General features: G+C 64.7%; 22 protein-coding genes. 15 read left to right on the top strand and 7 right to left on the bottom strand.

Features of this window, described 5'->3' with window-relative positions; all coding sequences use genetic code 11:
- Window positions 1-212: 212 nt before the first annotated feature.
- The 15 genes from K408_RS0109855 to K408_RS0109925 all read left to right on the top strand — a co-directional run bounded on the left by K408_RS0109855 (window position 213) and on the right by K408_RS0109925 (window position 15,893).
- Window positions 213-1,313 carry an inositol-3-phosphate synthase gene (locus tag K408_RS0109855; protein ID WP_024338431.1) on the top strand — a complete coding sequence of 367 codons (1,101 nt, stop codon included), beginning with the start codon at window positions 213-215 and terminating at the stop codon, window positions 1,311-1,313.
- On the top strand, window positions 1,313-1,909 hold the full coding sequence (locus tag K408_RS0109860; protein ID WP_024338432.1) for a histidine phosphatase family protein: 597 nt from the start codon (window positions 1,313-1,315) through the stop codon (window positions 1,907-1,909). Before K408_RS0109855 ends, K408_RS0109860 begins: the two co-directional genes overlap by 1 nt.
- Window positions 1,906-3,009: a CgeB family protein gene (locus K408_RS0109865; RefSeq protein ID WP_024338433.1), complete on the top strand. Its 1,104-nt coding sequence runs from the start codon at window positions 1,906-1,908 to the stop codon at window positions 3,007-3,009. The genes K408_RS0109860 and K408_RS0109865 overlap by 4 nt, the downstream gene beginning before the upstream one ends.
- A gap of 2 nt (window positions 3,010-3,011) precedes the next feature.
- The gene (locus K408_RS0109870; RefSeq protein ID WP_024338434.1) at window positions 3,012-3,812 is read left to right on the top strand and encodes a nucleotidyltransferase family protein; all 801 of its coding nucleotides are present in this window, start codon (window positions 3,012-3,014) and stop codon (window positions 3,810-3,812) included.
- Window positions 3,809-4,576, top strand: a complete 768-nt coding sequence (locus tag K408_RS0109875) for a TIGR04290 family methyltransferase (protein WP_024338435.1) — start codon at window positions 3,809-3,811, stop codon at window positions 4,574-4,576. The genes K408_RS0109870 and K408_RS0109875 overlap by 4 nt, the downstream gene beginning before the upstream one ends.
- The gene (locus K408_RS0109880) at window positions 4,573-5,520 is read left to right on the top strand and encodes a glycoside hydrolase 5 family protein (protein ID WP_024338436.1); all 948 of its coding nucleotides are present in this window, start codon (window positions 4,573-4,575) and stop codon (window positions 5,518-5,520) included. Before K408_RS0109875 ends, K408_RS0109880 begins: the two co-directional genes overlap by 4 nt.
- On the top strand, window positions 5,508-6,713 hold the full coding sequence (locus K408_RS0109885) for a phosphopentomutase (RefSeq protein ID WP_024338437.1): 1,206 nt from the start codon (window positions 5,508-5,510) through the stop codon (window positions 6,711-6,713). The genes K408_RS0109880 and K408_RS0109885 overlap by 13 nt, the downstream gene beginning before the upstream one ends.
- Window positions 6,714-6,921: 208 nt before the next feature.
- On the top strand, window positions 6,922-8,034 hold the full coding sequence (locus tag K408_RS0109890; protein ID WP_024338438.1) for an NAD-dependent epimerase/dehydratase family protein: 1,113 nt from the start codon (window positions 6,922-6,924) through the stop codon (window positions 8,032-8,034).
- Window positions 8,034-9,095: an SDR family NAD(P)-dependent oxidoreductase gene (locus tag K408_RS0109895; RefSeq protein WP_024338439.1), complete on the top strand. Its 1,062-nt coding sequence runs from the start codon at window positions 8,034-8,036 to the stop codon at window positions 9,093-9,095. The genes K408_RS0109890 and K408_RS0109895 overlap by 1 nt, the downstream gene beginning before the upstream one ends.
- Entirely contained in the window at window positions 9,092-10,378 is a 1,287-nt protein-coding gene (locus K408_RS0109900) for a TIGR04295 family B12-binding domain-containing radical SAM protein (protein WP_024338440.1), read from the top strand. Before K408_RS0109895 ends, K408_RS0109900 begins: the two co-directional genes overlap by 4 nt.
- Window positions 10,375-11,484, top strand: a complete 1,110-nt coding sequence (locus tag K408_RS0109905; RefSeq protein WP_024338441.1) for a glycosyltransferase family 4 protein — start codon at window positions 10,375-10,377, stop codon at window positions 11,482-11,484. The genes K408_RS0109900 and K408_RS0109905 overlap by 4 nt, the downstream gene beginning before the upstream one ends.
- The gene (locus K408_RS0109910) at window positions 11,481-12,611 is read left to right on the top strand and encodes a CgeB family protein (protein WP_024338442.1); all 1,131 of its coding nucleotides are present in this window, start codon (window positions 11,481-11,483) and stop codon (window positions 12,609-12,611) included. The genes K408_RS0109905 and K408_RS0109910 overlap by 4 nt, the downstream gene beginning before the upstream one ends.
- Complete coding sequence (locus K408_RS0109915; protein ID WP_024338443.1) at window positions 12,608-13,696, top strand: CgeB family protein; 1,089 nt, start codon at window positions 12,608-12,610, stop codon at window positions 13,694-13,696. Before K408_RS0109910 ends, K408_RS0109915 begins: the two co-directional genes overlap by 4 nt.
- Complete coding sequence (locus K408_RS0109920; protein WP_024338444.1) at window positions 13,693-14,817, top strand: CgeB family protein; 1,125 nt, start codon at window positions 13,693-13,695, stop codon at window positions 14,815-14,817. The genes K408_RS0109915 and K408_RS0109920 overlap by 4 nt, the downstream gene beginning before the upstream one ends.
- Before the next feature lie 11 nt (window positions 14,818-14,828).
- A complete protein-coding gene (locus K408_RS0109925) occupies window positions 14,829-15,893 on the top strand; it encodes a UDP-glucuronic acid decarboxylase family protein (protein ID WP_024338445.1) in 1,065 nt (354 codons plus the stop codon).
- Window positions 15,894-15,905: 12 nt separating this feature from the next.
- Here the strand turns inward: K408_RS0109925 and K408_RS0109930 are convergent, their stop codons facing one another.
- Genes K408_RS0109930 through hypF form a run of 7 tightly spaced genes read right to left on the bottom strand, consistent with a single transcriptional unit; the run spans window position 15,906 to window position 25,075 of the window.
- Entirely contained in the window at window positions 15,906-17,273 is a 1,368-nt protein-coding gene (locus tag K408_RS0109930; protein ID WP_024338446.1) for a sensor histidine kinase, read from the bottom strand.
- Window positions 17,248-18,702 (bottom strand): sigma-54-dependent transcriptional regulator, encoded by a 1,455-nt coding sequence (locus K408_RS0109935; RefSeq protein ID WP_024338447.1) that lies wholly within the window; start codon window positions 18,700-18,702, stop codon window positions 17,248-17,250. Before K408_RS0109935 ends, K408_RS0109930 begins: the two co-directional genes overlap by 26 nt.
- Window positions 18,699-20,399, bottom strand: coding sequence for a hydrogenase maturation protein (locus tag K408_RS0109940; protein ID WP_024338448.1), 1,701 nt, complete (start codon window positions 20,397-20,399; stop codon window positions 18,699-18,701). The genes K408_RS0109935 and K408_RS0109940 overlap by 4 nt, the downstream gene beginning before the upstream one ends.
- An 8-nt stretch (window positions 20,400-20,407) precedes the next feature.
- Complete coding sequence (gene hypE, locus K408_RS0109945) at window positions 20,408-21,448, bottom strand: hydrogenase expression/formation protein HypE (protein ID WP_024338449.1); 1,041 nt, start codon at window positions 21,446-21,448, stop codon at window positions 20,408-20,410.
- Complete coding sequence (gene hypD / locus K408_RS0109950; protein ID WP_024338450.1) at window positions 21,445-22,587, bottom strand: hydrogenase formation protein HypD; 1,143 nt, start codon at window positions 22,585-22,587, stop codon at window positions 21,445-21,447. Before hypD ends, hypE begins: the two co-directional genes overlap by 4 nt.
- On the bottom strand, window positions 22,584-22,820 hold the full coding sequence (locus K408_RS0109955; RefSeq protein WP_024338451.1) for a HypC/HybG/HupF family hydrogenase formation chaperone: 237 nt from the start codon (window positions 22,818-22,820) through the stop codon (window positions 22,584-22,586). Before K408_RS0109955 ends, hypD begins: the two co-directional genes overlap by 4 nt.
- Window positions 22,820-25,075: a carbamoyltransferase HypF gene (hypF, locus tag K408_RS0109960; protein ID WP_024338452.1), complete on the bottom strand. Its 2,256-nt coding sequence runs from the start codon at window positions 25,073-25,075 to the stop codon at window positions 22,820-22,822. The genes K408_RS0109955 and hypF overlap by 1 nt, the downstream gene beginning before the upstream one ends.
- Between the last annotated feature and the right edge of the window lies 1 nt (window position 25,076).

The raw sequence follows: 25,076 nt of genomic DNA on the forward strand, positions 1-25,076 counted from the left end.
GCATCATCATCTTCTTCATCTTCATCGTGAAAGCTCTTCGTTCCCTGCAGACGGCTGGAGAATTTATCCCATGTTAAGTCCCGTGCATTTTGTCGGCCTGAATCGCGGGCAACGCGGCGCTCACATCTCCCTGCCGGGAACGAACATACCTTCCACACGTTCGCCGACGTACTTACACCGACGCCTCGTGCTTTCCCGGAGGGCTCAATTCCATGCATTCTCGTCTTCAAGACAGGCGCCGCGTGCGCGTCGGACTCGTCGGCGTCGGCAATTGCGCGAGTTCCTTCGTCCAGGGCCTCACCTACTACCGGAACGCCAAATCGAACGAGCCGGTCCCGGGACTGATGAACGCGGATCTCGGCGGCTACCACATCAGCGACATCCAGATCGCGTCCGCTTTCGACGTCAACGCCAGCAAGGTCGGCCGCGATGTCGCCGACGCGATCTTTGCACCCCCCAACAATACGCACCGCTTCTCCGACGTCGCGCCAACCGGCGTAATCGTGCAGCGCGGCCCGGTCCTGGACGGCATCGGACATTATCTCGCGGACGACATCCCGATTGCGGATGTGCCGGAGGCCGACGTATCCGAAGTGCTGGCGATGTCCCGCACCGACGTTCTGGTATCCTATCTTCCGGTGGGCTCGCAACGCGCCAGCGAATGGTATGCGGCGCGCGCCATCGAAGCCGGCTGCGGCTATGTCAATTGCATTCCCGTCTTCATCGCCTCAAATCCGGAGTGGCGGCGGCGGTTCGAGGAGGCCGGCCTGCCCATCGTGGGCGACGACATCAAAAGCCAGGTCGGCGCCACCATCCTGCATCGCGTGCTCGCCAATCTCTTCCGCGAGCGCGGCGTGCGGCTCGACCGTACCTACCAGCTTAATGTCGGCGGCAATACCGACTTCAAGAACATGCTGGAACGGGAGCGATTGGCCTCGAAGAAGATCTCCAAGACCCAGGCCGTGACCAGCCAGTTCGACGTTCCCATGGAGCCCGACAACATCCATGTGGGACCGAGCGACCACGTGCCCTGGCTCACCGACCGCAAGCTCGCCTTCATCCGCCTGGAAGGCACGACGTTCGGCGGCGTTCCCCTGAGCGCCGAAGTGAAGCTCGAGGTCTGGGACTCTCCGAATTCGGCAGGCGTCGTGATCGACGCGGTGCGCTGCGCCAAGCTCGCGATGGACCGCGGCCAGGCCGGAGCGCTGACCGGCCCTTCGAGCTATTTCATGAAGTCGCCGCCGCAGCAATTTACCGACGAGGAGGCCGGACGGCGGACGCGCGCCTTCATCGATGACAAGGCGTATGCGTGATGGCCAGACTCATTCACCTGGTCCGGCACGGTCATCATGCCCTGCTCGGCCGATTTCTGTGCGGCCGGATGAAGGGCATCGAGCTCGATGATATCGGCTGTGGCGAAATGGCGCGCTGTGCCGAAGCTGTTGCACCCCGGCCGACGCTCATTCAATCCAGCCCGCAGCGGCGCTGCATGCAGTCCGCCTGCATCCTGGCTGCGCACTTTGGGCTGCCGGTCGAGATCGTCCCCGCTCTCGACGAGCTCGACTATGGGGAATGGACCGGACGATCATTCGACGATCTGGCGCCGGATCCACGATGGTCGCGCTGGAACCGGCGACGCAGCACGAGCCGACCACCCGGCGGCGAGAGCATGCGCTCGCTTCAGAATCGCACGGTCGCTCACCTCGAGCAACTACGTAGCGATGGCAGTCCCGACATTGTCGTCGCCGTCAGTCACGCCGAGCCGATCCGCGCCGCGCTGTTATACTATTCGCGGATGCCACTCGACGATTTTCTCTCGATCGAAATCGATTCTGCCAGCATCAGCACGCTCCGCGCCGACGGCGGCGGCATGAAGATCATCGGGATCAACCAGCGGGTGCCGGCGTGAGGATCGTCATCTTCGGCCTGACAATCTCCTCGTCCTGGGGCAATGGGCACGCCACTTTGTGGCGCGGCCTCTGCAAGCATCTCGCGCGGTCCGGACACAGCGTCGTCTTCTTCGAGCGTGACGTTCCCTACTATGCCGGTGCCCGAGATCTCTACGAGCTGCCCGGGGGCGAGCTCCGCCTATACTCCAGTTGGGACGATGCGTGGCAGAACGCCAGCGCCGATATCCGTGAGGCCGACGTCGCGATTGTGACCTCCTATTGCCCCGATGCGATTGCGGCAACCGATCTGATCCTCACCGAAGGTCGCGCCGTTCCCGTCTTCTACGATCTCGATACTCCGGTTACGCTCGCAAAGCTCAGGGCCGGCGAAGCCGTTCCCTATATCGGACCGCGCGGCCTTTCGGATTTCAACCTGGTGCTCAGTTTCACGGGCGGACCTAGGATCACGGAGGAATTCCGTGACCGGCTCGGCGCGCGCGACACCCGGCCGCTTTACGGGCACGTCGACACCGACGTCCACCGGCCGGTCGCACCCCAGCCGCACTATCGCGCCGATTTGTCCTATCTCGGCACCTATTCTGAAGACCGCCAGCGAACGCTCGAGACGCTTTTCGTCGCGCCTGCGCGGGCGCGACGAGATCTCCGCTTCCTGATCGGCGGGGCGCAGTATCCAAACGATTTTCCCTGGTCGCCCAACATCTATTTCGTGCGGCACCTGCCGCCGTCGGAGCACGCGCCGTTCTTTGCCTCATCGCGGCTGACGCTCAATGTCACGCGCCGCGCCATGGCCGAGATGGGCTGGTGTCCTTCCGGCCGGCTGTTCGAGGCTGCGGCCTGCGGCGCGCCGCTGGTGAGCGACGACTGGCCAGGAATTGCGGATTTCTTCGCGCCCGGAGAGGATATCCTGATCGCAAGCGACGAACAGGACGTGCTCGCCGCGCTCGCGATGACGGATGCCGAGCTCCGGCGGATGTCTCTGCGCGCCTACGAGCGCACCATGGACCAGCATACGTCCGACAAGCGCGCGCGCGAACTGATCGTGCTGCTGGAGCAGATGGCATCGAAGCGCGTGTGCCGGCAACAACCCGAGGAGGCCTGATCATGTGGGGCATCGTTCCGGCCGCGGGCCGCGGCAGCCGTATCCAGCCTCTCGCGTTCTCGAAGGAATTGCTACCGGTCGGCAGCCGCCGTGACGACGGGACGGACCGCCCCTGTGCCGTCTCGGAATATCTGCTGGAGCGCCTCATCCTCGGCGGCGCCGACAAGATCTGCTTCGTGATCTCGCCGGGCAAGTCCGACATTCTCGAGTACTTCGGCGACCATTACGGCACCGCTGAGCTCGCCTACGTCGTGCAGCCCGACGCATCGGGCCTGTGCGACGCCGTCTTCAGGGCACGCACGGTCGTCGGGCAACACGAGGATGTCATGGTCGGCCTGCCTGACACCGTGTGGTTTCCCAAGGCGGCCCTGCAATCCCTCCCCGAGGCCGACCTCTCGTTCCTGCTGTTCCCGGTCGAACACCCCGAATTCTTCGACGCGGTGGTGCTGGATGGCGACCGCGTGTCGGAGATCCAGGTCAAGCAGCCCAATGCAACGTCCCGCTGGATCTGGGGCGCATTCAGAATGTCGGCACGCGGCTTCCGCGAGCTGCAGGCGCTGTGGAACGCGCGCGAACGTCGCGACGAATATTTCGGGACGCTGGTCAACGCTTATCTTTCGGCCGGTGGCCGCGGCATCGGCGTCAAAGCCGGCGAATCCTATGTCGATGTCGGCACCATCGACGGCTATCGCACGGCCATGGCCCTGCTCGCCGAGACCGCCGAGGGCCGTTCGAAGTTGCGGGCCCGCGCGTCGTCCGAAGGCGTCCGCCCGGTCCCAGCGAACAACGGAGCGATTGCATGACCCGAGGCGCCCTCTCCCGCGAGGAAATCCGCCAGCGCGTCGATGCGCTGGGGCCGTGGTTTCACAACCTCGACCTGAAGGGCGTGCCCACCGCGCCCTCGCACTTCCTCGGCGACTATCCCAACGTGAAATGGCAGCGCTTCTCCGGCATCATTCCCGATCGACTCGAAGGCAAGACCGTGCTCGACATCGGCTGCAATGCCGGCTTCTATGCCATGGAGATGAAGCGGCGCGGCGCCGAACGCGTGCTTGGCCTCGATACCGACGAAGAATATCTGGCCCAGGCTCGTTTCGCCGCCGAGGTGAACGGGCTCAGGATCGAGTTTCGCCGGATGTCGGCCTATGATGTCGGGCAGCTCCGCGAGAAGTTCGATCTCGTGATCTTCATGGGCGTGCTCTACCATCTGCGGCACCCGCTGCTCGCACTGGACCTGATCCACGAGCACGTCGCCGGCGATCTCCTGCTGTTCCAGTCGATGCAGCGCGGTGATGGCCGCATCGATACCATCAAGGAGAACTACGACTTCTGGACCACCGACCAGTTCGACTCCTCCGGCTACCCCAAGCTGCACTTCATCGAGCACAAATATGCCGACGACCCCACCAATTGGTGGGTGCCCAATCGCGCCTGTGTCGAGGCCATGTTGCGCAGCGCGGGCTTTGCCATCGCGGCGCATCCGGAAGAGGAGGTCTATCTTTGCAAGCGGACGGCGCGGCCGCAGGCCGATGGTCCGGTCTATCCGTCGCGGGAGGCGAACCGATGATCGAGGCCGCCAAGATCTGGAACGAGCCCAACAACAAGTCGCATTGGGACATCCTGATCGATCCGGACTGGGCGATGTTCGCAGATCTCGCGCTCGCGGCCGGAAAGGCCATCCGCAGCGCGCATCCGACCTTGCCGCGCGTGCTCGGCGGCATTTCGCCGATCGATCCCTCCTTCATGCGCAACATGCAGGCGCGCGGCGTGCTGGATCACGTCGACGCCGTCGCCGTGCACGGCTTTCCGCTCGACTGGAATCTGTGGCAGATCGGGGAATGGCCGGCCAAGATCGACGAGATCAAGGCCGTTACCTCGCTGCCGGTCTGGGTGACCGAGGTCGGCGTCTCCTCCTTCGGTGCCGAGGAGGTGCAGGCCTGGGGATTGTCGCGCACCGCCGAGCTCTTGATCGGCCGGGCGCCGCGCATTCACTGGTACAGCCTGTACGATCTCCCGTCAGCCTGGGAGGCGACCACCCGGCACAAGGAGGCGGAAGGATCGTCCTACTACCGGCATTTCCACATGGGGCTGCTGCGCGAGGATGGAACACCGAAAGCCGCAGCGGAGCTGTTCGGCCAATACGCTGCCGATATGGGCCTGTGCCAGTGGTTTCACTACGAGGACCATCGACTTGAGGACGCCGTCCGCTGGATGCGCCGCCTCGGCGTGAGGCACTTGCGGACTGGTCTGTCATGGGCCGACAGCTTCCGTCCCAATGCGCTCGACTGGTTCGACCGCCAGATGGACGCGCTCGCCGAGTTCGAGGTCACCGTGACCTTCTGCTTCACGCCGGAGCACCGCGGCCTCGAGCCTCATCACACCAGCCCGCCGCACGACGTGAACGAATTCGCCGAGTTCTGCGCGCAGATGGTCGACCGCTATTGTGCGAAAACCGGTCTCTCCTCATCGCTGGCTGCTTCGCTGCTCCGGGAGCCCACATGCGTGCCCTGATCCTGGTGATGGATTCCGTCGGCATCGGTGCGGCGCCCGATGCCGACAATTACGGCGATGAAGGCGCCGATACCGTGGGTCACATTGCGGATGCGTGCATGGCCGGCGATGGCGACAGCACGCAACGGGAGGGGCCGCTTCGCCTGCCCAATCTGGTCGCGCTCGGCCTCGGTCAGGCCTGCCGCCTTGCCACCGGGCGCGTCCCGCCTGGGCTCGACGGTCGGCTCGAACATGCGCGCTATGGATGCGCGAGCGAAATATCCAGAGGCAAGGACACGCCCTCCGGGCATTGGGAGATCGCCGGCGTGCCTGTCACGTTCGAGTGGGGCTATTTTCCAAAAGTTCGACCCTGCTTCCCTCGCGATCTCGTCGAGAACCTTTGCGAGCGGGCCGGATTGCCCGGCATCCTCGGCGATTGCCACGCCTCCGGCACCGACATCATCGCCGAATTCGGCGAGCGTCACATGCGAAGCGGTGAGCCGATCTGCTACACTTCGGCCGACAGCGTGTTCCAGATCGCGGCGCACGAGGAGACCTTTGGGCTCGATCGGCTTTACGAGCTCTGCACGGTTGCGAGGCGACTGGTCGATCCCCTGAACATCGGCCGCGTCATCGCGCGTCCGTTCATCGGATCCAACGCACACAACTTCAAGCGCACCTCGCACCGGCGAGATTTCGCCGTCCCGCCGCCCGAACGAACCATCCTCGATCTTGCCGAAAGCTGCGGCCGCGACATCGTGACGATCGGCAAGATCGACGACATCTTCGCCCATCGCGGCACAGGACGGAACCTGCGCGGGGACGGCAATGCCGAACTGTTCGATGCCATGCTCGACGGGCTGGCAAGCCTTGCAGAGGGCGGGCTGCTGTTCGCAAACTTCGTCGACTTCGACACGCTCTACGGCCACCGTCGCGACGTTGCCGGCTATGCAGCGGCGCTCGAAGCCTTCGACGCCCGCCTTCCCGAGTTGCTCGGCCGACTGCGAGACGACGATCTTCTGATCATCACCGCTGATCACGGCTGCGATCCGACCTGGAGCGGAACCGATCACACGCGCGAGCAGGTCCCGATCCTGGCGTGGACGGCGCAATCCATCGCACCGATCGGCCAGCGAGCTGGCTTCGCCGACATTGGCGCGAGCGTTGCGAGACACCTCGATCTGCCGGCGCCCGCTCACGGAGCACACTTCTAGATTCCGTCGCGAGCGGATTCACCTGGGTTATTGATCCAGGTTAGAGAAATTATCGTTTGTAGGTTTCGCAGGAACGAACATTCCTTGCACCGCTTCTACCTCCCAGACGTGACTGGCGCGCGGGTCGCCCGACCAAGCCAAGGCGCGCTTCAACTCTCATCCTCGGCCGATCCCGAAAGGATCGGACCCATACGGCGCGGAGCGATGAATGACGCGAGTATTGATTACGGGAGGCGCGGGATTCATCGGCTCGCACACGGCCGACGTGCTGCTCGCAGCCGGCTATGACGTGCGCCTTCTCGACAATCTCTCCCCACAGGTTCACGGCGGCAACCGTCAGCGACCCGCCTATCTCGCCGATGACGCTGAGCTCGTCGTCGGCGACGTCACCGATGCTCTCGCCGTCGAACAGGCATTGCGCGGCGCTGACATGGTGCTGCATCTCGCTTCTGCCGTCGGTGTCGGCCAGAGCATGTACGACATCGAGCCCTATGTCAGGACCAACGAGCTTGGCACCGCCGTGTTGCTGCAGGCGCTTGCCAAGCGTCCGGCCGCACGGCTGGTGGTGGCATCCTCGATGAGCATCTACGGCGAGGGCCTCTATCGTGACGGCAGCGGGACAGTCGTCGCCTGCGACGAACGGCCGATCGAGCAGCTGCGCCAAGGAGAGTGGGAACTACGGGATTCCGCAGGCGATCCGCTCGATCCCATACCCACGCCGGAAACGAAGCAGCCGTCCCTGAGCTCGATCTACGCGCTGAACAAGTATGCGCAGGAGCGCATGTGCCTGATCACCGGCAAGGCCTACGGGTTTCCGACCGTGGGCTTGCGCTTCTTCAACGTATTCGGTCCGCGGCAAGCCCTGTCCAATCCCTATACCGGCGTGCTGGCGATCTTCGCCGCTCGGCTGCTGAACGGCCGGCCGCCGCTGGTCTTCGAGGACGGCATGCAACGGCGCGACTTCGTCCACGTCCACGACGTCGCCCGCGCCTGCCGAATGGCGCTCGAAGCCGACCACAGCCAGGACGTCTTCAACGTCGGCTCGGGGCAGAGCCGCACCATTCTCTCGGTCGCCGAGGATCTGGCCCAGGTGATGGGACGGCGTGATATCGCGCCCGAGATCACGCGGAAATATCGCGCCGGCGACATCCGGCACTGCTTCGCCGACATCGGCAAGGCACGCGACCTGCTCGGCTTCGAGCCGCATGTCGCGTTCAAGGACGGCCTTGAAGAGCTCGCCGAGTACCTCGCCGACCAGATCGCGGACGATCAGGCCGAGCGGGCGACCCGTGAGCTGGTGCAACGAGGGCTGGTCGCGTGATGAGTGAACGAGACAACAGACACGTGCTGGTCACGGGCGGCTGCGGCTTCATCGGCTGCAATCTCGCTGACCGCCTCGCCGATCGCGGTGATCGCGTGCTGGTGCTGGATAATCTTGCCCGTGCCGGTGTGCGCGAGAACGCGCAATGGCTGAAATCCCGTCATGGCGACCGTATCACAATCGCCGTTGCCGACATCCGCGACCCGATCCCGGTCATCGACGCCGTGCGCGAGGCGCGCGCCGTGCTGCACCTGGCGGCTCAGGTCGCCGTCACCGACAGCGTCAGCGATCCCGCCGCCGATTTCGAGATCAACGCGCGCGGCACGCTGAACGTGCTTGAAGCCGTTCGCCTGCATAACAGCGCGGCGCCGGTGATCTTCGCCTCGACCAACAAGGTCTATGGGAGGTTGATCGAAGACAGCGAGATTGCGCTCCGGGGCCGCCGCTACACGCCGGTCAGCGATTTGCTCAGCGGCGGCATCTCCGAGAGCGCACCGCTGGATTTCTACAGTCCTTACGGATGCTCCAAGGGCACGGCCGATCAATACGTCCACGACTATTCAAGAGTGTTCGGGCTCCAGACCGCGGTAATGCGCATGAGCTGCATCTACGGACCGCGGCAGTTCGGCACCGAGGACCAGGGCTGGATCGCGCATTTCCTGCTCAGCGCTATCCGCGGCAACCCGCTGACGATCTACGGCGACGGCAAGCAGGTTCGCGACGCGCTGCACGTCTCGGACGCGGTGAACGCCTGGCTCGCGGCGCTCGACCACATCGCGCTGGCCCGCGGGAGGGTCTTCAATCTCGGTGGCGGTCCGGCGAATGCGGTCAGCCTGCTCGAGCTGATCGATCGCATCACCGAACTGACGGGTCGCACCGTCACATATCGCTTCGCCGACTGGCGACCGGGCGATCAGCCCTGGTACGTGACCGATACGCAGGCGCTGACCGCCGCGCTCGGCTGGACGCCGCAAGTGTCGCTCGCCGAAGGCCTGCGCTCGCTCCACACCTGGCTCGACAGCCGCTTCGGATCACAGGATAGAAGCGAGGCCCTGGCATGACGCGGGTGGCCCTCATCAATCCGAACTGGGATTTTACCGGAAGCATCTACTTTGGCTGCCGGTCCCCTCACCTGCCGCTCGAACTCGGCATCTCCGAGCGTCACCTGAAGGCGGCCGGGCACAAGACGCTGCTGCTCGATGCGCATATGTTCGATCTCTCGCTCCACGAGATCGAGGCCGAGCTGCGCGCCTTCCGCCCCGACCAGATCGTCATCACCACCGCGCCGACATATCTGTTCTGGCGCTGCGCGCCGCCGGAGCTCCGAGTGCCGCAGCAGCTCGCATTGGCTGTGCGGGACCTTGCGCCGACGCTGATCGCGGTGGGCCCGCATGGCTCCACGACGCCGAAGGCGGCCTTCAAGAAACTCGGCGTCGACATCGTCGTGATGGGCGAGTGCGAGGGATCGCTGCTGCGTCTCGCCAACGGCGAGCGGGACTTTCCGGGCCTCTGCTTCCTGGACGGTCGCTCGCTCCGGGTCAACGGCGGCCCACAGGCGGTGGCCTTCAGCGATCAGCCCGCACTCCATTGGCCGGACGAGATGATCCGGCGGCACCATCATCACCACCACCGCTTCGAGGCCGAGCCGATTGCGCCGGGCGCTGAGGTGGAGGCCTCGCGCGGCTGCCCTTACAATTGCACGTTCTGCGCCAAGGAAAATTTCCGCAACGCCTACCGCAAGCGGCCGCCAGCCGTCGTTCTCGACGAGATCGATCGTCTGCGCACCCACGGAATCGAGTACGTCTACTTCATCGACGAGATCTTTCTTCCCAACCGGGAGCTGCTGGAAGGGTTGACAGCCCGGGGCCTGAAGTTCGGCGTGCAGACGCGCATCGACCTGTGGAAGCCCGACATGCTCGCGCTGCTCGGCCGCGCCGGCTGCGTCTCGATCGAAGCCGGCATCGAGAGCCTGACCGTGGAAGGGCGCGCAGCACTCGCCAAGAACTGCAAGATGACCACGGATCAGCTCGCCGATCGGCTGGTCGAGGCCCGCCGCCACGTGCCCTTCGTGCAGGCCAATCTGATCGAGGTTCCGGAGGATGACGATCCCATCGTGCAGCGCTGGCGGCGCACGATGCAGGATGCCGGCGTCTGGGCCAACGATCCGGTGCCGCTCTATCCCTATCCCGGCTCGCCTGACTACCGCAAGCTCTGGGGCGAGCCCGACGATTTCGCGTGGGAGCGCGCTCACCGGCACTATCTCGCGATGTTCGATCAGTTCAGCGACGTGCAGAACGATCGCCCCGCCCCGCTCGACAGCCTCGAACTCCAGGTGGCCTCATGAGCCCGGGCGCGGACATCAGGATCATGATGACGACCGACACGGTTGGTGGCGTATGGACTTATTCCTGCGCCCTCGCCGGCAGCCTCGCCGCGGCCGGCGCCGACGTCACGCTCGTCACGCTAGGCCCGCGCGCTCGAATCGATCAACGCCAGATGCTGCGTGGCACGCGAGTAAACCTGGTCGAGACGGACCTCGCGCTCGAATGGCAAGACCCGGAGGGGCAAAACGTTTCCGAAGCACGACGGGTTCTCACTAAACTCGAAGCCAGGCTGAAGCCTGGCATCGTGCATCTGAACAGCTTTCGCGAAGCGACCTTCGCCTGGCATGCTCCGACCGTGCTGGTGGCGCATTCCTGCGTAAATTCCTGGGCGCTCGCCTGCCACGATACGTCCTGGCTCGGCGAGCCGAGATGGCGCCGCTACAGCGAACGCGTCGCTGCAGCGCTCGACGCGGCGCAGGCCTGGGTGTGTCCAAGCCAGGCCTTCCACGAGGACATGACGGCGATCTATAGCCCCCGATCACGCGGCGCGGTGATCTGGAATGGAATTACGCCTCGTGATCCCACCGGGCGTAAGCAGGATTTGATCTTCTCGGCCGGCCGGTTGTGGGACCGCGCCAAGAATGTTGAAGCTCTCGCCGCCGCTGCGCCCGGGCTGGACTGGCCGGTCGAGATCGCCGGCCCCGTTGACGCACGGCTGTCGACGGCTGTCACCTGGCTCGGCGAGCTGCCGCACGAAGCCATGGCTGCGCGCTTGCAGCACGCTGCCATCTTCGTCAGTCCCGCCTTGTATGAGCCGTTTGGCCTCGCCGTGCTGGAAGCGGCGGCCGCGGGTTGCGCGCTGGTCCTCTCCGACATCCCGACGTTCCGCGAATTGTGGCGCGAAGCCGCCCTGTTCTTCGATCCGACCGACCGCGATGCGTTGCATCAAACCCTCGCAGACCTTTGCGCTGACGATGCGGCTCGGGCACGGCTGCAGCGCGCCGCCTATGAACAATCCCTGACCTATTCGCTGATGCGCATGACCAGCGCTTATCTTGGTCTCTACCAGGACCTGATCGCATCCAGCGGGAAGACCGCGCCGAGCCAGATCGAGGTGCGCGCATGAAATGCGTCCTGTTCTATCATGCGTTCACCTCGTGCTGGAACAACGGCAATGCGCATTTCCTGCGTGGCTACGCGAGGGAGCTGCACGCGCTCGGGCACGAGGTCGTCGTGTTCGAGCCCATTGACGGCTGGAGCCGGCTGAACGCCATGCGCGAAGGCGGCAGTCATGCGATGGAGGAGATTCCCACCCTCTTTGCCGGAATAGACATCCGCCGCTACGACGCCAGCCTGGATCTCGAGCGGGCGCTGGACGGGGCCGATCTCGTCATCGTGCATGAATGGAATCCGCCCGATCTCATCGCGCAGATCGGACGCCGACGCGCGCAAGGCGCTCCCTTCACGTTGCTGTTCCACGACACCCATCATCGCGCCGTCAGTGCGCCCGAGGAGCTTGCGCAGTTCGATCTCGACGGATTCGACGGCGTGCTCGCCTTCGGCGAGGTGCTTCGGCAGATCTATCTGAAGCTTGGCTGGGCCGACCGGGCCTTCACCTGGCACGAGGCAGCCGATGTCGCGCTGTATCATCCGCTGCCGCAAGTCGAGCGCGCCGACGATCTGGTCTGGATCGGCAATTGGGGCGATGGGGAGCGCAGCGCCGAACTCAACGAATTCCTGGTGGGGCCCGTGGCGGAACTGAAGCTCCGCGCAAGCCTCCATGGCGTGCGCTATTCAGATGACGCACTCCTCACCATCAGGAGCGCGGGTATCCGTTATGGCGGCTGGCTGCCAGCACACTGGGTCCCGCTCGCCTTCGCCGGCGCACACACCACGATCCATGTGCCGCGCGGGCCTTACGTGCGCCTGCTTCCGGGCATTCCGACCATTCGCGTGTTCGAAGCGCTGGCCTGCGGCATTCCCCTGGTTTCGGCACCCTGGTCGGACGCAGAGGGTCTCTTCCCCGATGGCGCCTATCTCAGTGTTGCCGATGGCGCGCAGATGACGCGTGCGCTTCGTTCCCTGCGCGGGGATCGGGAGATGTCCGCCGCGATGGTGAATACGGGACTTGAGACGATCAGGGAGCGTCACACCTGCCGTCACCGGGCGGAGCAGCTTGTCGACATCGTGGCCGACATCCGGGGCTCGGGCCTCCAGTCACAGTCCCAGCATGATATCGGAGCCGTCGCGTGAATATCTGCTTCTTTGGATCCAGCCTCGTCTCATCCTACTGGAACGGCGCCGCCACCTATTACCGCGGTATGCTGAAGGAGATCGCGGCGCTCGGCCACGACGTCACCTTCTACGAACCCGACGCCTTCGAGCGCCAGGCGCATCGGGATATCGGTGACCCGGAATGGGCCAGGGTCGTCGTCTATCCCGCGACCCCGGACGGCTGGCGCCACTCGCTCGATGCAGCGGCGAAATCGGCGGACATGCTGGTCAAGGCGAGCGGCGTCGGCGTCTTCGATCTGGAGCTGGAGAACGCCGTCGCGGAGCTGCCGACGCGGCTGACGCGGATCTACTGGGACGTCGATGCTCCTGCCACGCTCGAAGCGATGGAAATCGATGCGCAGCATCATCTGCGTCGCGCAATTCCGTCCTACGACATGGTCCTGACTTATGGCGGGGGCGATGGGGTCGTGTCCGCCTACCGATCGATGGGCGCGCGGGATTGCGTACCGATCTACAACGCGCTTGATCCAGCCACGCATTTTCCGGCACCGTCCAATCCGCGCTTCGCCTGCGATCTCAGCCTGCTGGCCAATCGCCTGCCTGATCGCGAGAAGCGCGTGGAGCATTTCTTCCTCGACGTTGCGCGCCGCCTGCCCGAGAGGTCCTTCGTGCTCGGCGGTTCCGGCTGGGACGACAAGGACGCGCCCGGCAATCTGCGCAAAGTCGGTCATGTCGGCACCGCCGATCACAACGCGTTCTTCGGCTCCGGGCTCGCGACCCTCAACGTCAACCGCGACAGCATGGCGCGCTATGGCTTTTCTCCGCCGACGCGCGTGTTCGAAGCGATTGGCGCCGGCGCTTGCCTGATCACCGATCAATGGGCCGGCATCGATCACTTCCTTGAACCCGATCGCGAGGTGCTGGTTGCCGCTGACGGAGCCGCGGTCGCAGAGCACCTCGCCGCGCTCGATCCGGAGCGGGCCCGCTCGATCGCCCGCCGCGCCCGCGCGCGCATCCTGAGTCAGCACACTTACCGGCAACGCGCCCACCAATTCAACGATCTCTTCGTCGCCCGCAGCTCGCGAATCGAGGCAGCAGAATGAACCTCTCCATCGTCGTCATCGGACTTTCGGTCACTTCGTCCTGGGGCAATGGTCACGCCACGACCTACCGCGCCCTGATCGAAGCCCTGGCGCGACGAGGTCACCGCGTCACGTTTCTGGAGCGGGACGTGCCTTGGTACAGGGATCACCGCGACCTGACCAAGCCCTCTGCATGGACGGTCGAGCTGTACCAACCCTTGAAGGACATCCCGCGCCGGTTCGGCAAGCTGATCCGCGATGCCGATCTGGTGATCATCGGCTCCTACGTTCCTGACGGCATCGCGATTGCCGAATGGGTGACGACACACGCGAGGGGCGTCACCGCATTCTACGATATCGACACGCCAGTCACGCTGGCAAGGCTCGAGCAGGGCCTCGACTATCTCTCCCCCGCGATGATTCCGCGCTTCGATCTTTATCTGTCCTTCACCGGTGGTCCGGTGCCCGGCATGATCGAGCAGAGCTACGGCAGTCCGCTCGCGCGTGTCCTTTACTGCAGCGCGGATCCGGAGGTCTACACGCCGAAGCAGGCGCAGCCGGAATGGGCACTCGGCTATCTCGGCACCTACAGCGAGGACCGGCAGCCGGTTCTCGACGAATTGCTGCTTGCGCCGGCGCGCACGCTCGCCTCGGAGCAATTCGTCGTCGCCGGCGCGCAGTATCCCGCGAATATCGCCTGGCCCGCCAACGTCTCCCGGATCGAGCACCTCTCGCCAAAGCAGCATCCGGCGTTCTACGCCGCGCAACGCTTCACGCTGAACGCCACCCGCGCGGACATGAAAGCGCTGGGCTTCTCGCCGAGCGTCCGGCTGTTCGAAGCCGCCGCCTGCGGCACGCCCGTGATCTCGGATCGATGGGCCGGGATCGAGACGATATTCGCGCCGTCGAAGGAGATCCTGCTGGCAGCCAACCCTCGCGACGTCGTCCAGATCTTGCGCGACATGCCCGAGGAGCAACGGCGCACGATCGCTCGCAACGCACGGCGGCGGGTCCTCGCCGACCACACTCCCGATCATCGCGCCCGGCAACTGGAGACCTATTACGCCGAGGCATCCGCGCGGCGGCGCCGCAAGGCAGCACCGCTCCCGGTCGTTCGCCCCATGCAGGTCGCCCAACTCTGAAAGGCAGTATCATGACGCTCCAGACCCGCATCCATGCCTCTCGCCGGTCGCCGACGGCGCTGGTTGCCGGCGGTGCCGGCTTCATCGGATCGCATCTCTGCGATGCACTTCTGCAACGCGGCAACACGGTCATCTGCGTCGACAACCTGTTCACGGGGACCACCGACAACATCCGGCCGCTGCTCAATCACCCGAACTTCCGCTTCATCGAGCATGATGTGCGCGACCCCATCGAGATCGAGGGCGATATCGACCGCATCTACAGCCTGGCCTGCCCGGCCTCACCCCGGCACTATCAGACCGATCCAGTCGGGACGATGAAGACATGCGTGCTCGGCTCGATCAACCTGCTCGAACTCGCGCGGCAGAAGGGCGCCAGGATCCTTCAGGCCTCCACCAGCGAGGTCTACGGCGACCCCGAAGTGCATCCGCAACCGGAATCCTACCTCGGCAACGTCAACCCGATCGGGCCTCGGGCCTGCTACGATGAGGGCAAGCGCGCAGCCGAGACGCTGATGTTCGACTATCATCGCCAGCACGGGACCGAGATCAAGGTCGCGCGCATCTTCAACACCTACGGCCCGCGCATGCTCGAGAACGACGGGCGCGTCGTCTCCAACTTCATCGTGCAGGCCTTGCGCGGAGAGCCGATCACAATCTACGGCCAGGGTACGCAGACCCGCAGCTTCTGCTTCGTCGATGATCTCGTGCGAGGCCTTCAACTCCTGATGGAGAGCCCCGCCTCGGTTACGGGTCCATGCAATCTCGGAAATCCCCACGAGGTCACCATCGAGGCGATCGCTCGCAAAGTGCTGGAATGCACCGAATCGACCTCCCCGCTACGGTTCGAAGCCTTGCCCAAGGACGATCCCAAGCGCCGCAAGCCCGTGATCGATACCGCAGAGAAGATCCTCGGATGGCGCCCGCGGGTGGCTCTGAAGGACGGCCTTCAAGCGACCATTGCCTACTTTGCGCTGCGTATCGCGGCGGAGTCGCCCGCACTTGTGCCAGCCATAGCCCAACGCAAGATCCGTCATGCTGCACGCGACCGCCTGACCATGTCCCAACAATCGTGACGGTCGGCGCGCCTACGCAGCCGGCAAGGCGAAGGAGAATGTTGCGCCGCCCCCCGGCTCATGCCCAGCGAGCAGCTCGCCGCCGTGCTCACGCACGATGCCATAGCTGATCCAGAGGCCAAGCCCTGTCCCCTCGCCCACCCGCTTGGTGGTGAAGAACGGCTCGAAGATGTGGCCGATGTGATCCTGGTCGATTCCCGGACCGTTGTCCGATATCCGGAACAGGATTTCGTCGCCCTGGCGCGCCGCCGAGACGACCAGCCGCGGCGACTCGGTGCCGCGCATCGCGTCGATCGCATTCTCCACGAGATTGACGATCACCTGGTGCAGCTGCCCCTCATTGCCGGAAATCCAGAGCCCCGGTTCGATCTCGATCTGCAGATCGATGCGCACCTGCTTGGTGCGCACGGCCCACAGCACCGCGGTGTTGATCAGCCGCTCGATGTCGACGCGCTCGACTTCGCCAAGCTTGCTGAAGGAGAGTCGGCGTAGGTTCTTGACGATCTCGCTGATGCGGATCGCCCCTTCCATGGTGCCTTCGATCAGCGGGCCGAAATCTTCCAAGATCTCGTCAATGCGCAGGCTTCGCCTTTGAGCCGAAAGATCGCCCTCTCCGGATTTGCCGTGGACCGCATCGAGATAGGTGACGATCGCCGTGCGGTAGCGCATCAAAGTATGGACGTTGCCATAGACGAAGCTGATCGGGTTGTTCAGCTCGTGCGCGACCCCCGCAACGAGGCGACCAAGGCTCGCCATCTTCTCCTGCTCGACCAGCTGCCGCTGGGCCCGCTGCAGTTCATGATGCGCCTTGTGCAGCTCCTCATAGGCGCGGCGAAGCTCGCCGATCGGACGCCCCGTCAACACCACGCCGATGAATCGGCCGCGATGATCATGACGGGGTGATCCGTTGATCGCAAACAGATCGGAGCGGCCGCCTGCGCCAGAAAATCGCAGCTCGCCGTCGACGACGTCGGAGGCGCTACGCGGCTTCAGGAGCGGGACCAGCTTGGCCTTGTCCGGGGCATCGATGACATCAGCGATGTTCTTTCCGACGATGTCCGCGGCGCTGCAGCCGAGCGTGTGCTGAAACGCCGAATTGACCTGCTGCACCAACCCTCTTGCATCGCAGACGATGAGGATGTCCGAGACGGATTCGATGACGTTCGTGACGAACGCCTGCGCCTCCTCGAGTTCCGCATTCTTGTGCTCGAGATCGACTTCATAGCGCAAGAGGTCGGAATAGACCTCGTCCATCTTGCGAATGACCTCGATCCAGGCGCCCTCGCGCTCATGGTCGAGCTCGATCGCACCGCGACCGGCGATCAGCTTGAGCAGTGGTTCGGTTTCGCCGGCGTCAGGAGGATGCGTCGCCTTTGCCATTTTTTCTCAAATCGTACCTGGACAGCTTGTTTCTGAGACCGACGCGCGAGAGCCCAAGCTCGCTCGCGACCCGGCTGATATTGCCTTCGTAACGTTCCAGGCAGCCGATGATAACCGACTTCTCCAGATCCTCCACCTTGTCCTTCAGGGTCGCCGACCCATTCAATCGGCCGTGGATTGCGGCGCCCGGCTGCCGGCCGTTACGCCGACCCAGCAGCGAAGGAGCCTGCAATTCATCCGCATCCGCCAGCACCGCCATACGCTGGATCTCGTTCTGCAGCTCGCGGACGTTGCCAGGCCAGTGGTAACTAGCGAATGCATCGAGCGCCGCGGCCGCAAATCGCAGGCCCGGCCGGTTGAAGGACGTCTTCACCGACGACAGCACCCCCTGCGCGATCAATGGAATATCCATCGGTCGCTCGCGCAAGGCCGGCATGTGCACCGGAAACGCCGCCAGGCGATAATAAAGATCGCGCCGGAAGCGGCCCGCGTCCACCTCGGCCTCGAGATCCCGGTTGGTCGCCGCCACCACGCGGACGTCGACCTTCCGTACCCGCTGTGCGCCGAGCGGGCGGATTTCGCTCTCCTGCAGGACGCGCAGCAGTTTCACCTGGAACGCCGGCGAGGTTTCGCCGATCTCGTCGAGGAAGATGGTCCCGCCGTCGGCGACCTCAAACAGCCCGATCCGGTCCTGATAGGCGCCGGTGAAGGCGCCCTTCTTGCAGCCGAACAATTCGCTTTCGAGGAGTTCGTCAGGCAATGCGCCGCAGTTCTCGACCACGAAGGCCTTGCCAGCGCGGGCGGAGCCGTAGTGAATGGCGCGCGCGAGCAGCTCCTTTCCAGTGCCGGACTCGCCCGTGATCAGCACTGATATGTCGTAGTCCGCGGCGCGTTTTCCCAGCTCGATGACCTTGTGCATGGGACTGTCGGGCGAATGCACGATGCGATCGAAATCATAGAGCTGCTTGGCTACCCCGCGTTTGACCGAGACAACCTTCTTGATGTGCCCGGGTGTCGCCTTGACGTCGACGCCAGCCGTTTCCGTCTCCTTCTGCAGACGATAGAGCTGAACGGCTTCCTTCACGATGTCGACCAGCCGATCCGGCTGCCACGGCTTCGTAATGTATTGATAGATGCCGGCCTCGTTGAGGCCCGCAATGATGTCCTCGGAGTCCGAATAGCCGGAGATGATCATCCGCACCGGATCGGGCCAGAGCTCACGCACGCGCTTCAGGAAGCTCACGCCCGATTCATGAGGCATGCGCTGGTCGCAGAGAATGGCGTGGACGATCTCACCCTCCAGCAGCTTCTCGGCGTCGGCCGCATTGCCGGCGCAAAGCACCTCGAAATCATCCCGGAGGACGCGCCGCAGCGCCTCCTGCGAACGGACCTCATCGTCAACGACGAGAATGGTTCCCTGAATGCTCATGAGGGCACAGCCATGCCTCTGGGCCGTCCGGCTGCGCGCCGCGACCGGTGACCGGCGATGGTCAGCGGCGTGCGCGACTTCGGCACCTTGTGGATGAAATTGTAGCGGGCGACGTGGTAGCTCGGATCAAAGCCGTAGAAATTCAGCCTCATCCGCCGCAACTCATCGTCACGATAGGCCTGCAGCGACTTCTCGGCCTCATCTGCCGCACGGCGCCGCTTCTTGTCGGCCAGACGCGCCGCAAAGCCTCGATCCGAAGCTGCTGCAGCAGCAAGCTCCTCGAGGCTTTCGCGTCCGCACCCGCCGCTCACGAGCACACGATCGACGATGCCGAGGCGCTGCGCCTCGGCGACACCCACCGGCAGCCGGCACTGCGTGATTCGCTCCGAATTCTCTGCGCCCGCGCGACGCGGCAACAGATAGGTCCAGTATTCGGAGCCGAAGAGATTGCCCATGTCCTTGTAGTGCGGATTTAGGACGACCTGATCACTGGCCCAGACCTCGTCGGCAGCCAGGCTCAAGAACACGCCCCCCGCACCCGCATTGCCACGAATGACCGATATGACCAGCCGATCCGTCGTCTCGATGATCGCGCGTGCAAGATCGTCAATGGCATTGATGTTGCGCCAGGATTCATCGGCGGCACTGTCTGCGGCCTCGATCTCGGCCAGATGAATGCCGTTCGACCAATAGTCACAGCCGCCGGTCAGAAGGAGGGCTCTTGTCGGCCGCGCCAACGCGGCCCGGTAGGCGTCCAGCAGTGCCTCGCAGTCGCCGGTCGCCATGGCGCCATTGTAGAAAGAGAACTGCAGTTCGCCGACCTCGCCACGCTCGCGATACTGAATGGGAGCATAGCCGCAACCGGGTCGCCGCGGAAGTTGCGCGGCTTGCTCGGCGAACACCTTTGCCGCAGATCGCTTGAGGCTCTTCGGTGCAAGCTGCCGTACATGGCCGATCCAGATTGCTCCGTCGACCGTCGCGCGGGCTAAAGCACCGTCGCATTGTGCAACGACCGTGCCGGGAACGCCGGAGATCTCTCGCGCTTCATGGGCATCGAAGAGCCGCACGTCCTGGAGGAACAGGCTATCGACGAGGCCCGGCGTGCCGTCGGCGCTGTTGATCTTCCGCAGCACGGTCTCAGTCGTGTCGTGCTGCCAGTCTATCGCTCGGTCCGACCGGCGGCAGGGCCCGCGCACGCGAATGCGCGGATCGCCCACGTGCATCGGCTGCGGCGTCGGCCTTCCCTCTTCGATCGCATCGATGGCCTCCAGCACCGCCTCGACGGCGCCTGTCGTCACCTCCCTGCGATAGATGCTGGACTTGGTCGCGCGGCGCATGGGAAACCCGCGGAAGGTCCAGACCGGGCCGGCGTCAAACTCACGATCCGCCTGGAGCACCGTGACGCCCCATTCGGTCGCGCCTTCGAGAATGGCCCAGTCGAGCGCCGCCGGCCCGCGATCACCGGGCGGCCCAGGGTGCACCACCAGGCAGCGCACGTTGCGCCAGACGTCTTCGGGAATCGCCCGCTTGAGGAACGGCGCGATCACCAGGTCCGGCTGGTAGAGCGCCACGCTCTCGCGCGTGACGTCGGGATGGATGTCGAGCTCGACCGAGATCTCGTGGCCGCGCTCGCGCAACTCGACATGAAGTCGCTGCGTCAGGCTGTTGAACGAATGCGACAGGAGCAGGATGCGCATCGTGAGCCTCAGCAGATCCGCGGCAATTGCTCGCCGGACAGCCAGTCCACGATACGGCCGCCGCCAAAGCTCGTCGCCATCTGCACGAAATGATGATCGTCCGCGACAGCTTCGCCGATGTCGGCGGCATCGCGGCCGAGCCGATGTCCGCGCATGGCCGCGAGCACCGCGCCGGCGACGTCGGGCGCAACGATCGCGACCAGCTTGCCCTCGTTGGCGACATGGAGCGGATCGAGCCCCAGCAGTTCACAGGCTGCCGCCACGCCCGGCTTGACCGGGATCTGTTCCTCGATGAGGTGAAAGCCGAGGCCGGACTGGTGGGCGATCTCATTCAAGGTGGCGGCGAGCCCGCCGCGCGTGGGGTCGCGCATCAGCCGGATACCGCGCCCGCCGGCTTCGACCATTTCGGCGACGAGATCGTTCAGTGGCGCCGAATCCGACACGATCTCGGTCTCGAAGGTCAGATTCTGCCGCTTCGACATGATGGCAACACCGTGGTCGCCCAAGGTGCCCGAGATCAGGACACGATCGCCGACGCGCGCGTTCTCCGCCGAGAGATCGAGCCCATCAGGCACGACGCCGACGCCGGCGGTCGAGATGAACAGACCGTCCGCCTTGCCGCGCTCGACCACCTTGGTGTCGCCAGTGATGATGTGGACGCCGGCGACGCGCGCCGCCTCGCCCATCGATTCCGCGATCGTCTTGAGGTCGCAGAAGCGGAAGCCCTCTTCGATGATGAAGCTCGCCGAGAGATAAAGCGGTCTTGCGCCGGCCATGGCGATGTCGTTGACCGTGCCGTGCACCGCAAGCGAACCGATATCTCCGCCAGGGAAAAACAGGGGCGAGACAACATAGCCATCGGTCGTCATGACCATGCGCCCGTCGCCGACATCGAATGCCGACTGGTCATTACCTCGCGCCAGCCATTCATTGCCAAACGCCTCGTGGAACAGCCCCGAAATCAGCTGCGCCATGGCGCGGCCGCCCGATCCATGGGACAGGTCGACGCACCCGTTCTTGATATCGAGCTTGCGCTGATAGGCCCTCATGATGCCCGCCTCTGCTGATGGTCGCGGAAGCGGCCATAGGTCCAATGCGCGGCGCAAGCGCCTTCCGAGGAGACCATGCAGGATCCCATCGGCGTCTCCGGCGTGCACACGGTGCCGAACAGCTTGCAGTCGACCGGTTTCTTCACCCCGCGCAAAATGGCCCCGCACTCGCACGCCGGATTGTCATCGACGCGAAGCTCGCTCATGCCGAAGCGGACCTCGGCGTCGTATTTCGCGTAAGTGCGCTTCAGCTTCAGCCCGCTATAGGGAACCTGCCCGAGCCCGCGCCACTCGAACTGGTCGCGCAGCTCGAAAATGTCGGAGACCTCCTCCTTGGCGCGCAGATTGCCGTCGCGCGTGACCGCTCGGCTATACTGGTTCTCGACCTCATGCCTGTTCTCATTGACCTGGCGCACCAGCATCAGGATGGCCTGCATCATGTCGAGCGGTTCGAAGCCCGCGATCACCACCGGCTTTCCGAACTCTTCCGCGAAAAACTCGTAAGGCGCGGTGCCGATGATGGTCGAGACATGAGCGGGCCCGACGAAGCCGTCGATCTCGATGCGGCCGATCTTGCGGATGTCGGGACTCTCCAGAATGTTCTGCATCGCCGGCGGCGTCAGCACGTGGTTGCAGAACACGCTGAAGTTCTCGAGCTGCTTCTTCTCGGCCAGCCGGATCATGACCGCGGTGGGCGGCGTCGTGGTCTCGAATCCGATCGCGAAGAACACGATCTCGCGTCCAGCATTCTCCTCCGCGATCCTGACAGCATCAATGGTGGAATAGACCATGCGGATGTCGGCGCCGCGCGCTTTCGCTTTCAGGAGCGAGGCGCCCTGCGAGCCCGGGACGCGCATCAGATCGCCGTAGACGCACAGGATGACCTCCGGACGCTCCGCGAGACGAATCGCCATGTCGATGCGCCCTGCCGGCAGCACGCAGACCGGGCATCCGGGGCCATGGATCATCCGCACGTTCTTCGGCAGCAGGTCTTCCAGACCGTAGCGCGAGATCGCATGCGTATGGCCGCCACAGAACTCCATGAAACGGTACGGCCTTCCCGGATCGGTCTCCGCTTCAATCGTCTTCGCAAGTCCCAATGCGATCGCTTTGTCGCGAAACTCATCCGCATACTTCATGACGCGGCTCCGTGTGCCTCAGCGCTCAGCTCACACAACAATTCGAGGGTGCGCCGCGCTTCGTCCGGATCGATCTTGGTCAAGGCGTAGCCGACGTGGATGATCACGTAGTCGCCGACGGCAAGGTCTTCGATCAACGCGACCGATATTTCCTTGCTCACGCCGTCGATCGAGACGATCGCCATCTCATCGGGCAGGATCTTTGTGACCTCTGCGGGTATCGCAAGACACATCAGACTGTTCCTTCCAGGCCTTGCCGTTCGAGGAATGTTAGCGCGGCAATCCAGGCCTGTCCGAGGCTGAGCCCCCCGTCATTGGGCGGCATCTGGCGTGGCAGGAGCGGCGAGAGGCCGATCGCCTTGCAGCCGCGTTCGATCTCCACCGACAGAACCCTGTTGAGGAAGCAGCCGCCGCTCAAGGCGACCGTCGTGATGCCGGTCGCGCCTGCCGCACGGCTGATCCAATCGACGCAGGCAGCGGCAAGCGTGCCGTGGAACAGCTCGGCCCCTTCGACAGGATCGATCGTCCCGGCAGCCAAGCGCGCGAACAAGGGAGACAGCGACACTACGCCGCTTTCGATGATCCAGCCGTCTTTGGCGATGCGCGGTGTGCGGACATGCGCCTCGAGCTTCATCGCAGCCTCGCCCTCATAGCTCTGAATCTCGCAGAGGCCCAGCAGCCCCGCCGCCGCGTCGAACATGCGGCCGGCGCTGGTCGTCGTCGGCACCCCAGGCTGGTCCAGCATGGCGCTGAGGCGCGCGGCCTGAGGTTGTGCACAGAACCTCGTCGCGATCGCATCGCCTCGCCCCAGACCATGCAGCGCGCTGGCGCCCATGCGCCACGGTTCGCGCGCGGCGCGGTCGCCGCCCGGCATCTTCATCGGCGCCAGATGTCCGAGCCGCCGGACGCGAGCACCGTCGCTGGCAAGGAGCTCGCCGCCCCAACTGCCCCCGTCGCTGCCGCGACCGAAGCCATCGAGCACCAGCGCCAGTGCCGGCCCTGCGACGCCATGTTCCGCCATTACGGAGCCCGCATGAGCGTGGTGGTGCTGGACCGCGATCAGCGGCTTCCCCATGGCCTCGGCGAAACGAGTCGAGGCCATGTTCGGATGCAGGTCGTGGGCGACGACCACCGGCTCGACGTCCAGCGTCGACAGCAGGTGATGCACCGTCTCCTCGAAGAAGCCGATGCCTTCCGCGGTGTCGAGGTCTCCAATGTGCTGGGAAACAAACGCCTCGTTGCCACGGGTGATCGTCACGGTCGATTTCAATGCGCCACCGACCGCGAGGATCGCCGGCACCGAACAGGCGAGGCGAACCGGCTCGGGGACGTAGCCGCGCGCACGGCGAATGAATTGCGTCCGGCCCGCGACCACCGCCGCCACGGAATCGTCGGCCCGGCTCACGATGTCGCGGTCATGGGTGACGATGAGGTCGGCAATGTCGGCAAGGCGCCGTTCGGCCTGGCGATTGTCGATCAGGAGCGGCTCGCCGCCGGGATTGGCGCTGGTGGCGACGATCGCCCACGCCTCGCCGGTCCGCGGATGCGTCGAGTTCAGCGCATCGAGGATCAGGTGATGGAGCGGAGCGACCGGCAGCACAACGCCGAGACGCGACAGGCCCGGCGCGATCGCCGGCGCCAGCCGATGGCGCGAGGTCATCAGCACGATGGGCCGTGGCGACGTCTGCAGTAACGCAAGCTCGGTAATGTCGGCCTCGGCGATCTCCGCAACCGCATCCACCGATCCGACCATGACCGCAAAGGGCTTCCGGTCGCGCTGCTTGCGCTGCCGTAGCCGCCGTACGACGTCCTCGTCGCGGGCATCGCAGAGAAGCTGATAGCCGCCGAGCCCCTTGATCGCGACGATACTGCCGCCAGCGATTGCGTCGGCAATGTCCGCGATCTCATGGCTGAGCCTTGGGCCGCACTGCGCGCAGGCAATCGCCTCGGCATGGAAGCGGCGGCTGTTGGGATCGACGTAGTCATCCGCACAGGCCCTGCACATCGCAAAGCCCTTCATGGCCGTGGTCGGACGGTCATAGGGCAGCCGCTCGGCGATGGTATAGCGCGGGCCGCAATGGGTGCAGTTGATGAACGGATAACGATAGAAGCGGCTGGTCGGGTCGAACAGCTCGCGCAGGCATTCCTTGCAGGTAGCGGCATCGGCGACGATGCGCGTCGACACCCTGCCCTGCTCGCTCGCGCGAATACAGAACTCCGTACTCGCCACCGCCCCAACAGGGTGCACCGAGATTTCGTCGATTCGGGCGAGCGGGGGCTTTTCGAGCGGTAGCGCCGTGACGAAGTCGGCGGCACGCTCGCCTTCAACCTCTATGACGACCCCGTGGGGATCATTGGCGACGAAGCCGCCCAGGCGATAGCGCGCGGCGAGACCGTAGACATAGGGGCGAAATCCGACGCCTTGCACGGCGCCCCGCACATGCAGACGTAGCCGCCGGCCGCCCAGTGCTGTGACCTCGCCACCCATC

The organism is Bradyrhizobium sp. in8p8 (assembly GCF_000426845.1).
Lineage (GTDB): Bacteria > Pseudomonadota > Alphaproteobacteria > Rhizobiales > Xanthobacteraceae > Bradyrhizobium > Bradyrhizobium japonicum_C.